At 66.2% G+C, this 12782-nt stretch carries 5 protein-coding genes; 2 read left to right on the forward strand and 3 right to left on the reverse strand.

The window, feature by feature from the left end:
• Positions 1-6577: CHAT domain-containing protein (locus tag VN419_RS12215; protein ID WP_325647501.1), on the forward strand; the 6577-nt coding region annotated here is incomplete at its 5' end.
• Positions 6578-6589: 12 nt separating this feature from the next.
• On the opposite strand, the gene VN419_RS12220 is transcribed toward VN419_RS12215, so the two are convergent.
• The 3 genes from VN419_RS12220 to VN419_RS12230 are packed head-to-tail and all read right to left on the reverse strand — an operon-like array spanning position 6590 to position 10767.
• Complete coding sequence (locus VN419_RS12220; protein WP_325647502.1) at positions 6590-6913, reverse strand: hypothetical protein; 324 nt, start codon at positions 6911-6913, stop codon at positions 6590-6592.
• A 12-nt stretch (positions 6914-6925) separates the two neighbouring features.
• Positions 6926-9103 carry a bifunctional (p)ppGpp synthetase/guanosine-3',5'-bis(diphosphate) 3'-pyrophosphohydrolase gene (locus VN419_RS12225; RefSeq protein ID WP_325647503.1) on the reverse strand — a complete coding sequence of 726 codons (2178 nt, stop codon included), beginning with the start codon at positions 9101-9103 and terminating at the stop codon, positions 6926-6928.
• A complete protein-coding gene (locus VN419_RS12230) occupies positions 9103-10767 on the reverse strand; it encodes a peptide-binding protein (protein WP_325647504.1) in 1665 nt (554 codons plus the stop codon). Before VN419_RS12230 ends, VN419_RS12225 begins: the two co-directional genes overlap by 1 nt.
• A 210-nt stretch (positions 10768-10977) precedes the next feature.
• On the opposite strand from VN419_RS12230, the gene VN419_RS12235 reads away from it, so the two are divergent.
• On the forward strand, positions 10978-12782 hold a 1805-nt coding region (locus tag VN419_RS12235), incomplete at its 3' end, for an SNF2 helicase associated domain-containing protein (RefSeq protein ID WP_325647505.1).

Here is a 12782-nt window from a genome sequence, read left to right on the forward strand (position 1 = left end):
TGCGGCCCGGCTGGCCCTGGCGGAGATCCTCTACCGCGAGGAGCGCTTCCACCAGGCGCTGGACCTCTACGAGACTGAAATGGCCGCCCGGCCCTTCGAGGACCGGCTGTACCGGCTGGCCAAGGCCGCGCATTTGCGCAAATCCGTGGCCGCGGGCGACTACCTGCTGCGCATCGGCGAGGTGCCCTCGGCCCGGGCCATCTTCGCCGGACTCTTGCGCGACGACCCGGACTTCGTGCCCGCCCACCGGGGCATGATCCGCGCGAGCAATGCCCTCAAGACCATCCCCGCCACCCTGGCGGAATACCGCGCCAAACTGGCGGCCAAACCCGGCGACGCCACCCTGCTCTACGCCACGGGCCTGACCCTGACCTATCTGGACGGCAAGGGGCCGCTCGTCGAGGCGCGCGGGCTCATCAGCCAGGCCATCCAGAAAAACGGCCAGGTGGAGTACTTCCACCAGACCCTGGGCTACGTGGATGAGGTGCTGGAAACCGTGCACAAGGAGCGCGGCAGACTGGAGCAGGCCCTTGATTCGTACCAGCGGGCGCGCTTCCTGAACGCGCGCGAGCAGAACCCGGAGAATGCCGCCAACCTGGATCTGAACATCGGCAACATCCACTTCCTGCTGGGCCAGTACGCCAGCGCCTTCGAGGAATACTCCAAGCGCTTCGAGTCGAAACAGCCCTTTGACAACGAAGAGACGGAGATTTTGTTCTACCAACGCTTCGGGGCCTCGGCCTTCCAGGCGCGGGAGCCGGAAAAGCCCATCCTGGCCTATGCCAAATCCCTGGAGCTGGTGGAGAAGCGCATCCAGCCCAAGTACGCGTCCGAGGTCTTCGGGCGGATCAACAAGTTCGTGTTCGACCGCGTTCTGACCCCGGCATTGGGCCGGACGGACGTCGCCGAAAAGGCCAAACTGCTGGCCGCGCGGCAAAGCGAGCTGAACAACAGGCTCTTCGAGGCCAGCATCACCCCGGCCGGCCCCCCGCCGGACCCGGCCTGGAAGACCTACGTTTCCGCCGTGCAGACGCTTCTGGCCGAGCAGGAGCGCATCATTTCCGAGCTGCCGCCGCTTATGCGCGACGACCGCGAAGCCAGCATGCAGACCCTGGCCGTCATGGCGGCCAAGGTGCGCGAGGCCCTGGGCTTCCCCCCGCGCTTCGTGGAGCTGCGCGCAGAGCTGCACGACCGCCTGGGCCTGGCCTATCAGGAGGCCGGGCGCTGGCGCGAGGCCCGCGAGGCCTTTGAAAAGGCCCTGGCCATGAACACGGCCCTCGGCCTGAACAAAAACCTCGTGGCCAACCAACGCAGCGTGTCCTACAACGCCTTCATGGAGGCCGGGCTGACCACCGGGCAGGACCGCGACCGCCTGCTCGCCCAGGCCGAGGACGGCTTCCGGCGCATTCCGGAGCTGTTGAACAAGTATGGCGTGGCCGACAAGCAGGGCGGCGGACGCAAGAAGGGCCTCATCAACCTGGACATCGACGTGGCGCTGGACAAGGCCACGGCCTCCCAAGCGGCCTACGGCTTCAACGCCGAACAGGAAAAGCGGCTGGCCGAGACCTTCCTGGCGCGCATCGCCACCGAACGCGGCCGCCCGCGCGAGGCGCTGGGCCTGGTGGAGCGCCAGTCCAAGGGCTTCGAAAAAGGCGCGGTGGCCCAGCAGGACACCTTCGGCGCCGCGCTTCTGCTGCACCGGGCGGGCCTGCTTGAGGCTTCGCTGGGGCGCGAGGCCCAGGCCTACGAACGCTTCCGGCGTTCGGCCGAGCTGGCCCTTGAGCTGAACAATCCCGTGAGCGCCAGTCTGAACGTGGCCGACATGGCCGCCGCCCTGCTGGCCATGTCGCGCGATGCAGGCTTTGCCGCACGCCTGGCCGAGCTGCGCCGCCTGGAAAGCCGGACCGCCCAGGCCCTGCGCAGCGACGCGCCCACGACGGATTCCCTGGCCGCCCCGGCCTTCCACAACATCATGGCCACGCAGAACATGGCCCTGGCCGAGGGCCTGGCGGGCGCAAACGCTGAAGATGCCGCCCTGCGCATGGATTGCCTGTCCCGCTCCGGGCAACGCCTGGCCGAAGGCCTGGCCTGGTTCCAGGCCAACCCCGCCGCCACCCGACGCGCCCTGGCCCTGAACGCTGCCCTGCGCCTGAACGAGGCCGAACTGGCTCGGCGTTTGGGCGAGGACTCCCGCCGCGCTCAAAGTCTCAGCGCCGCCCTGGCCCTTTCCGAGCGCGGCCTGCTGCCCGCCATGCGCTGGCGCGCCCTGGCCGGACTGGGACGCCTGCCGGAAGCCCTGGCCGTGCTCGAGGCCCTGCCCGTGGACGAACTGGCCTGCGGGCCCCGCGAAATAATGAATGCCTTTGCGCCCATGGTCGAAACACTCAGCCACGCCAACAAGGCTGAAGACGCGTACAATCTCCTGGAGCGCCTGTCGGAACTGGAGCGCGTAGGCCGCATGGGCCGCCTCGGCGTGCCCGCGCCAACCAGCGCCGAGCTTGGCCTGCTGCGCCGCAGCGGCCTGCGCCTGCTGGCCCTGCGCGACCTGCGCGCCCGTGTGGCTTCGGCAAAGGCCCAGGCCAACAGTCAGGAACGCCTGGACCTCACCCGCCGTGTGGAGCAGGAGGAGGAAATCCTCAAGCGCGACCTGGGCTCCGAACGCGAGTTTTTGCCCGGCGTGGCGCGGCTAGGCGCCAGCCCGGCCGAACAGGACTGGCTGCTCATGCTCTTCGGCCTCTCGGCCGAGCTTTCCGCCACGGCGGATACGGCCGTCAGCGCGCAAAACACCTCGGCCGGAGCCGCCCTGCGCCAGCGCCACGCGGAGCTTGCCGCGCGCTTGGCCGGGCTCAAGGCCGAGGCCGCCAAGCTGCTGGGCAGGCAGGACGCGCCCGGCGCGCCCGGTCTCATCCTGGCCGCGCCCACGGAGGCCATGGACCTCATGGACGCGCTGCCCAAGGGGGCAAACGCCTTGAGGGTGGCCCTGCTGCCGGGCAATGTCTGGACCGGCCTGCGCCTGGACGCCGACTCCGTGCGCCTGGTGCCCTTGGGCAATGGCCCGAAGCCCGCGCTGCCGCCCCTGGCCGCTGGCGAAAAGCGCCTGCTGCTCTTTGAGGAGCCATCCATCCTGGCCCCGCAGGACGCCGCAAGCGCCCAAGCTCTGGGCCTTTCCGGCACGCACATGCGCCGCGCCCTGGCCAACCGCAAGCCCTTCCGCAAGAACCTGCTCTTCGTGTCCGGCTCTTTCGCCGCGCCCAAGCCCTTCGAGGTCCAGAGCATCGCAGCCAACCAGCCGGAACTCTCTGACAAGGCCGCCTGGGCGCACACCTTCGCCGCTTCCGACCCCGCCCGCGCCGCGCAGACCGCGCCGAGCCGCCAGGACCAGCTGCCCGTGCGCTTCCTGGCCCTCTCTCCGGCGGCAGGGGAGCCTGTGCCCCTGGCGGCCCTTGCCGGGCGCATGCAGGATACCTCCCTGGCTGTTCTGGCCCAGGCCGCGCCCGGAGATCTGCCGCTCACCGCGCACCTGCTGGCCCTCTGCGGCGTGCCCTCGGTGCTGGCCGCGCAGGATCCGAGCGCCAAGGCCTTTGTGGAGCCCTTCCTCACGGCCTATGCCGAAGGCTCCGCCGCCGGGGCCAAGGCCGCCGCCCAGGGCGGGGCAAAATCGCCCTGGCTGCTACTGGGCGATCCGGGCCTCACCGCACAGGAAGCCGGGGTCTTCGCGGCCTCGCAGTTCGCACGCTACGTGCGCTCCGGCATGGACGCCTTCAAGGCGGGCAAGAGCGCCCAGGCCCTGGCCCAGTTCGAAAACGCCCTGCGCGTGGCCCGCGCCGACGGCCCGGCGGGGCAATTCAGAAAGCACATGCCCGACCTGCTGGCCTACGGGCGCGAGAGCGCCTACGGGGCCGAGCAGTTCGACAAGTCCCTGGCCTATGCGCAGGAGCTGGGGCAACTGCTGGCCAAGAGCCAGCCGGATACGGCGGCCCAGGCCGAGGCCCTCATGCGTCTGGGTCTGGTCCACGCCCGGCTGGAGCAGTACGCCAAGGCCGTCCCGGCCTTGGAACAGGCGGCGGAGATATTGGCCAACCTGGAGCTTGCGCCCAAGGAGATCGAAGCCCTCTCAAGCCTTGGCGCGGTGCTGGAAAACGCCATCCAGTACGACAAGGCGCTCTCCCGCTTCGAAGGCGCGGCCAAGCTGTCGCGCAAGGCCGGGTCGCAAGAGCTTGTCGCCAAGCAGTACATGAGCATCGGGCGCATCCACGACCTGCGGCTTTCGCAGTACGCCCAGGCCAAGGCCGCCTACGGCCAGGGACTGGCCATCTATACCGCGCTTGGCCGCAAGGCCGACATGGCCCAGGCCCTGCTCGACCTGGGCCGCTGCGCCCGGCTGGTGGGGAACTTCCCCGAGGCCGAGGCCAAGTACGCCGAAGCCCTGAAGCTCGCGGGCGCGGGCAGGGATCAGGAACGCCTGCGCCTGCGCATCGTCATCGAGCAGGCCAACAACGCCTGGAGCCAGGCCCGCTACCAGCAGGCCTTCGACCTGCAGCGCCAGGTCTTGAAGAGCGCGGAGCTGAACGGCTGGGTGCTGGAGCAGGTCATCGCCCGCAACACGGCCGGGCTGCTCTGGTGGAGCCTGGGCGACCATGAACGCGCCGTGCGCGAGCTGGACGCCGCCCTGCCCCTGGCGCAGTCCTTGCGCATCCGCAAGGACGAGGTCGCCACCACCCTGAACAACCGGGGTCTGGTGGAGCGCGACATGAGCCAGCCCGAAAAGGCCCTCAAGACCCTGAACGAGGCGCTTTCCATCGACCGCGAGATACGCTCGCGCTGGGCCATCGCCTACGACCTGCGCAACATCGCCCAAACGTACACGCGCATGGGCGACCCCAAGAAGGCCCTGCCGCTCCTGGACGAAGCCCTGGCCATCGTGGCCGCCACAGGCAACCGCATCAACCAGACCAAGATCCTGCTGGCCCAAGGCGAGGCGGAGCTCTCCCTCGGCAACGCGGCCAAGGCGCGCGAGGCCTTTTCCCAGGCCGACGCCCTGGCGCGCTCCATGGGGCTGCGCGACAGCCAGTGGCGCGCCCTGCACGGCCTGGCGAGGCTCGACATGGCCGCCAAGAAGCAGCCCGAGGCCCGCGCCCTGCTGGAGCAGGCCGTGGCCGTGGTGGAGGGCATGCGCGCCGAACTCAAGGTGGACCAGCTGAAGGACGGCTTCATCGCGGACAAGGCCGTGGTGTACGAGGATCTGGTGACGCTTCTGGCCGACATGGGCGAGGTGGCCGAGAGCTTCCGCACGGCCGAACGCTCCCGCGCCCGCAACCTGATCGACCTTCTGGGCAACGCCAAGCGCGCCCCGCAGCGCCCGCAGGACAAGGCGCTCTACGAGCGCATCGCCGTCTTGCGCACCCAGGTGACCGAGCAGGAATCGCTCTTCGCCCACGCCCAAGCCCAAAGTGAGCGCGACATCTACGCCCGCGGACTGAAGCGCGCCCAGGACGAATACCGCGACGTGCTGCTGGAGCTCCAGGCCAACAGGCCGGACCTCGCCAGTCTGGTCTCCGTGAACCCGCTCAACCTGGCCGAGGTGCAGAAGCTCCTGGAACCCGGCGTGGGGCTCCTCACCTACTACGTCACGGCCAGCGAGGTCCTCTGCTGGGCCATCGACGCGAACAACGTGGCCCTCACGCGCACGCGCATCGGCCGCGAGAGCCTGGGCAAGATGGTGCTGGCCTACCGGCGCATGCTGCAGAACCTTGAGCCCGCGGAGACGCACTCAAAGGAGCTGTACGACCTGCTGGTGGCCCCGGCCCTGCCCAAGCTCGGCGGGGTCAAGGAACTAGGCATCATCCCGCACGACGCCCTGCACACGCTCTCCTTCGCCAGCCTGACGGATGGCCAGGACTACCTGCTGGACCGCCACCCGCTGTTCCAGCTGCCCAGCGCCAGCGTGTACCGCTTCACCCTGGCGCGCCGCGCGGCGGAGCGCAACACGCGCGTGCTGGCCGTAGGCAACCCGGACCTGGCCGACCAGTCCCTTGAGCTGCCCTTTGCCGAGCGCGAGGTGGGCTCGCTTTCCTGGAACTATCCGAACATGACTGCACTGACCCGCGACAAGGCCACAAAGGACTGGATCACCGCGCACATCAGCGAATTCGGCATCATCCATCTGGCCACCCACGGCGAGTTCGACCCAGTGAATCCGCTGTTCTCGGCCCTGAAGCTGGCCGGGGGCAAGAAGGAAGGCAGCGGCGACCTGGATGCGGCGGAGATCTTTGATCTGAAGATCACGGCGGACCTGATCGTGCTCTCGGCCTGCCAGACGGGCCTGGGCAAGGTGACCAGCGGCGACGAGGTGCAGGGGCTGAACCAGGCCTTCCTGTACGCCGGAACCCACGCGCTCATCTCAAGCCTCTGGCGGGTGAGCGACATCTCCACCGCCATGCTGATGAAGCAGTTCTATCGCGAGTACCAGACCAGGCCCAAGGCCGAGAGCCTGCGCCGGGCCATGCTGCACGTGAAGGCGCGCTTCCCGCATCCGGGCTACTGGAGCGCCTTCACCCTCACGGGAGACTACAGGTAGGAGGCGGCAGCGCTAGGGACGGGGCGGCACGGGCCTGGGGTCGAGAGGCCCTGACTCGGCGGGCTTGGCCTTGAGGGTCAAGCCCTGGCCCCGGGGCACCAGCACGGCCTCGCCGTTTTTGATGGCGATGTCCTGGTCCGGGTCGAAGCGGGCCTTTTGCAGCACGCCGTTGACGAAGATGTCCTGGCCGTCCACGGTGACCTTGTAGTTCTGGGCCTTGCGGCCGGACTCCCACTTGCCCACGCCCGCGCTCGTGGGCAGGTCCTCGTAACGCTGCTGGGCCAGGGCCGGGGCCGCGCAGAGCAGCAGCGCCACACACAGTGCGATGCTTTTCATGGCGGATACTCCTTACGACACGCGCACGGCTTCGGTGACGGACTCCACGTTGCGGATCTTGTCCAGCACGCCGTACAGCTGCGTCAGGTTGGTCACCTCGACCGTGAACTCCATCACTGCGTTGCCGTCCACGTTTGACTGGAAGGTGCCGGAGTCGATGTTCACGTCGTCGCTGGTCAAAAGGGCCGTGACCTGCGAAAGCGCTCCCTTGAAGTTGCGGCACACGATGCGGATCTTGGCCGGATAGGGCTTGTCCTCCACCCCGTCCCAGGCCACGGAGACCAGGCGCTCGCTCTCCAGCTCCTTCAGGTTCGGGCAGTCCGCCGCGTGGATGGTGACCCCGCGCCCGCGCGACACATAGCCCACGATGGGCTCGCCCGGCAGCGGGTTGCAGCAGCTGGCGAAGCGTACCAGCACATCATCCACGCCGCTGATCTTGATGCCTTCGCTCTTCTTGATCTTGGTGGCGTCGGCCGCGGCCGCCGCTGCGGCCGGAGTCTCCTGGGCCTTGCGGTCGCGCGGCTCGTCTACCAGCTTTTCGCCCACGTGCAGCATGCCGTACAGCTTCTGCAGCACCTTGCGCGGGGTCAGGCGCGCGTAGCCCACCTGGGAAAGCAGCTCGTCCATGCTGGGCAGGGCGAATTCCTCGGCCAGCTTCAGGAAGTGCCCTTCCTTCATGGCCTTGGCCACGTTGATGCCGATCTTGCGGCCTTCCTTCTCCAGCATTTCCTTGGCCAGGGCAATGCTGCGCTCGCGTTCCTCGGTGCGGATGTACTGCTTGATGCGCGTTCTGGCGCGCGCGGTCTTGACGAACTTCAGCCAGTCGCGGCTGGGGTTCCTGTGGGCGTCGGTGATGACCTCCACCCGGTCGCCGTTTTTCAGCGGCGTGCCAAGAGGCACCAGACGGCCGTTGACCTTGGCCCCGGCGCAGTGGTCGCCCACCTTGGAGTGCACGGCATAGGCGAAGTCCACGGGCGTCGCGCCCTCGGGCAGCTCCTTGATGTCGCCGCGCGGCGTGAACACGTAGACCTCGTCCTGGAACAGGTCGATGCGCAAGCTCGCCATGAACTCGCGCGGGTCCTGCAGGTCGCGCTGCCAGTCCAGAATCTGCCGGAGCCAGGTGAAGCGCTCGGCGTCGCGGTTGCTGCCCTTCTTGCCCTTCTCCTTGTACTGCCAGTGCGCGGCCACGCCGTATTCGGCCACGCGGTTCATCTCCTCGGTGCGGATCTGGATTTCGATGCGCTCCCCGTCGGGCCCGATGACCGTGGTATGCACGCTCTGGTACATGTTGGCCTTGGGGATGGAGATGTAGTCCTTGAAGCGGCCGGTGACGGGCTTCCAGATGGAGTGGATGAGGCCAAGGGCGGCGTAGCAGTCCTTGAGGGACGGCACGATGACGCGGAAGGCGATGAGGTCGAAAATCTGGTCGAGCCCCAGGTTCTGCTGCTGCATCTTGGTGTAGATGCTGTAGCGGTGCTTGGTGCGCCCGGCCACGCGGCCCTTGATGTTGTTCTCGGTCAGCATGGCGCTGATGAGCCCGATGACCTTGTCGATGTAGTCGTTGCCGGAGGTGTGGTGCGCGGCCACGCCCTGGTCGATCTGCTCGTATACGTCGGGCTTGAGGTACTTGAGGCACAAATCCTCAAGCTCCACCTTGGTGCGGTGCAGGCCCAGGCGGTTGGCCAGCGGCGCGTAGATCTCCAGCGTCTCCTGGCTGATGAGCCGCTGCTTGACGGAGTTCTGGAAGTCCAGGGTGCGCATGTTGTGCAGACGGTCGGCCAGCTTCACCATGAGCACGCGGATGTCCTCGGCCATGGCCAGGATCATCTTGCGGATGTTCTCCGCCTGGGCCACGGCCTTGGACTCGAACTGCATCTTGCTGATCTTGGTCACGCCGTCGACGATGTCGGCCACTTCCTCGCCGAAGAGTTCCTCGATCTCGTCGATGGTGGCCTTGGTGTCCTCCACCGTGTCGTGCAGAAGCCCGGCCACCACCGTGGCCTCGTCGAGGTTCATGTCGGCCAGGACCTTGGCCACGCTCATGGGGTGCGAGAGGTAGGGCTCGCCGGAAAGGCGCGTCTGGCCGGCGTGGGCCTCGGCCGCGAAGATGTACGCCTTCTGGATGAGTTCCAGGTCGGGCTTTTCGATGTAGCTTGCGACCTTGTCGGTGATCTCGTTGATGCGGATCATTATTGCGTCAGCTCCGAACCCTGGCTCGCCTTGGGGATCCACCAGCGGATGAAATTGTATGAGATGCCCGCGGGCGCGGGCTCGATGCCCTGAACCCGCGCGTGGACCATGGGCAGGGCCATGGGCACGTAGAGAAAGCAATACGGCTGGTCTGCGTGCAGAATTTCCTGCATGCGGTCGTACAAAAGCTTGCGTTTCTTCTGGTCCAGCATCCTGCGTCCGCGCTCAAGCAGGTCGTCCAGCTCCGCGTTCTTATAGCCCACGAAGTTCAGCCCGCCCGGCTGGGCCTTGGACGAATGCCAGACATCGTACAGGTCGGGATCCTGCAGAATGTTCCAGCCGAGGAGAATGGCGTCGAAGCGGCCCTTGTCCACGAATTCCTTGATGAACGCGGCCCATTCCACGGTGCGGATCTCCACCTTGATTCCGAGATCCTTCAGGCGGCTTTGGATGATGATGGCCGTCTTGATGCGCGGGCTGTTGCCCTGGTTGGTCAGGATGGTGAAGGCGAATTGACGGCCTTTGGCGTCCGTCAGCGGCCCGTCCGGCGTCTTGCGCGTCCAGCCCGCCTCGGCAAGCAGGGCACGGGCCCGGGCCGGGTCGAACTCGTTGGCCGGAATTTTGTCGTTGAAGGCCCAGGTGCCGGGCTTGTACGGCCCGCCGGTGGCGATGCCGAGCCCCGCCAGCACACCGCGCACGATCTCGTCCTTGTCGATAGCATACAACATGGCCCGGCGCACGCGCACGTCGGCGAAGAGCGGGCTTTTCAAGTTGTAGGCCATGAAGGTGTAACCGGAGGACACGTACTGGAACTTGCGGTAGTTCCTGGCCCAGTCCTGTCCTTCGGTCTGGTAGAGATACTGCTGGGGCGAGAGGTTGATCTCGTCCAGATTGCCGCTTTTAAGCTCCATGAACTGGGTGGACTGGTCCGGGATGATGCGCATGACCACTTCGTCGATGTACGCCCGGCCCTCGAAGTAGTCCGGGTTGGCCACAAGCACCAGGCGGTTGCCCGCTGTCCACTCCTTCAGCATATAGGGGCCCGCCCCCACGGGCTGGCGCGCCAACGGAGTCTTCAGCAGGTCCTGGCCTTCAAGCAAATGCCTGGGCAGAATGGAGTGCGCCCAGGTGACCAGCGCGCGCGCAAATGGCTTGTCGTAGCGCACCTCAAAGGAGTATTCTCCGGTACGCTTGAACTCCTTCACTGCCAGGAAGTCCTCGGCGTAGGCCGTGGGCGTCTTGGGGTCGATCATGAGCTTGTAGGTGAATTCCACGTCTCGCGCGGTGAGGGGCTGCCCGTCCGTCCAGCGGATGTCCTTTCGCAGGGTGAAGCGCAGGAGCCTTCCGTCCTCCAGGATCTCATAGGACTCCGCAGCCTGGGGCACAAGATTGATGTTCTTGTCGTACTTGAGCGACGCGATGTAGATGAGGTCCGCCACCTCATGGGAGGCGGAGTCCGACGCCAGGGGCGGAATGAGGTTGCTGGGCTCGCCGATGGTGGCCTCCACCAGCCTGCCGCCGAATTCCGGCGCTGCCTGCCCGCCCTGGTCGGCAGCGCCAGCCTTGGCGGATGCCTGGGCGCCCGTGCGCGGGGCCTCGTCCCGGCCGCAGGCGGCCAGGAACAGCAGGGCGCACAGCGCCAGTAGGAGTGCCGACCGCTTCATCAATCCTCTTGCCAAACGCCTGTTTTTTGCGCATACATTCTGCGAAGAGCGCCTTGCGTTAACAGTATGTCCCAGACGCAATAAAAAGCCAAGCAGACCTTGCTTTTGTGTTCTGGATGACTATAGTCCCCCGGTTCTGTGTGAAATTGTTCACGGAATACCGCACAAGACGCCGCAAGCCAGCAAATATTCAAGGGAGTTTCCGACCGCATGCCCATTGCTGACGAAGACAAGGTCCGGGCCATACTTACCCGGTTCACCCGGGAAACCATCCCGGATTATATCATCGAGAACTCCAGCGCCATCGTCGAGGCCGACGGCGTTCAGAAACTCGACATCCAGCAGCGCGACCAGTTTCTGGACGTGGACGGGCAGGTGCAGGGCGAGGACTTCCAGATCTATACCTCCGAACTCGGCCTGAATCTGACCGACGGCACCATCAACTCCTACTGCAACTGCCCGGAATCATTCTCTGGCGTGTGCAGGCACGTGGGCGCCACCGCACTCAAGATGCTCAAGAGCCTCTCCAGCGACAAAAAGAAGGCCGACCTGCCCCGCCCCCGCACCGACTGGCGGCAAACCTTCCGCACGTTTTTCTCCACCGAGCTTGAGGCCGAGCCCGGCAAGCACTACCTGGTGTTCCGCTTCTACCCGGAGCCCGGCCGCCTGCAGGTGGCTTTCGCCCGCGCCCGCCAGAACAAGAGCGGCATCTCCGCCGTGCAGCAGGACATCACCCTCGAGCAGATCATCAAGAACCCGGACTGGTGCGAACTTTCCCCCGGCCTGCCCAAGATCGCGGGCATGATCGCCCACTATCTGGACTACCAGGGCCACCGCGTGGAGCTTCCCGCGGGTCTGCACTCCTGGTTCTTCCGCGCCATCAAGAACGAATACTACCTGTACCTGCGCGATACGGAATCCCCGGTGCGCATCGAGAACAAGACACTCCAGCTCAAGCTCTCGCCGCAGCTTTCCGAGGACGGCCTTGGCTTCGACATCATGCTCTCGCGCGAGGATCGCCCGCCCTTCTCCATCCAGAAGGAAGACGAGATCTTCTTCTACGGCCGCCTGCCGCTGTGGGTGTTCTGGAAGGGCAACTTCCACCCCGTGCAGACCGGCCTCGACCCGGAGCTGATCCAGGAGATGGTCGAGCAGGGGCCCATCGTGCCCCATGCCGATATTTCCGAGTACCTGGACCGCGTGTGGACCAAGATCCCGGTGTCCGACCTCTACGGCCAGGAGGACTTCCTGGAGCGCATGGGCCCCATCTTCCAGCCCGCGGAGTTCAACCCCAAGCTGTTCCTGGACGAAGAGGGCAGCCTGCTGGTTTTGAAGATCCAGTGCGTGTACGAGACCGAGCACGGCGAAGTGACCCTGCCCGGCCCCAACCCGGACCTGCAGACCGGCAGTTATCGCTTCGCGGACAAGAGCTATCTCATCCGCCGCGCCCAGGACGAGGAGAAGGTCCTCTTCGCCGAGCTGCAGCACATGGGCTTCCAGCCGCGCAGCAACCACACTTGGTTCATGGAGCAGGAAGCGGCCATCAACTTCCTGCTGGACTTCTACCCCATGCTGGTGGAGGGCTACCGCGTCTACGGCGAGCAGAACCTGACGCGCTACAAGGTGCGCCTCTCAAAGCCCGTCATCAACGCCGAGGTGAAGAGCGACGAGGAGAACAAGTGGTTCACCCTCGACCTCACCGTGCAGTACGACGACCAGAAGGTGCCCATCGAGGACATCTGGCGCGCCTGGGTGCAGAAGAAGCGCTATGTGCAGCTGAAGGACGGCTCGTACACCAGCCTGCCGGAATCCTGGCTGCGCCGCCTGGGCCATAAGCTCAAGGCGCTCGGCTTCGACCCCGAAAAGCCGCCTCAGAAAAAATTTCAGCAGTTCGAAGCCCCGGTGCTGGACAACCTGCTGGACGACATGCCCGGCGCGCGCACCGACGCCTATTTCGTAAAGCTTCGCGAGAAGATCAGCAACTTCCAGCAAATCCGTCAGATTCCGCCCCCGCG

The organism is Humidesulfovibrio sp., from assembly GCF_035560995.1.
Classification (GTDB): Bacteria; Desulfobacterota; Desulfovibrionia; order Desulfovibrionales; family Desulfovibrionaceae; genus Humidesulfovibrio.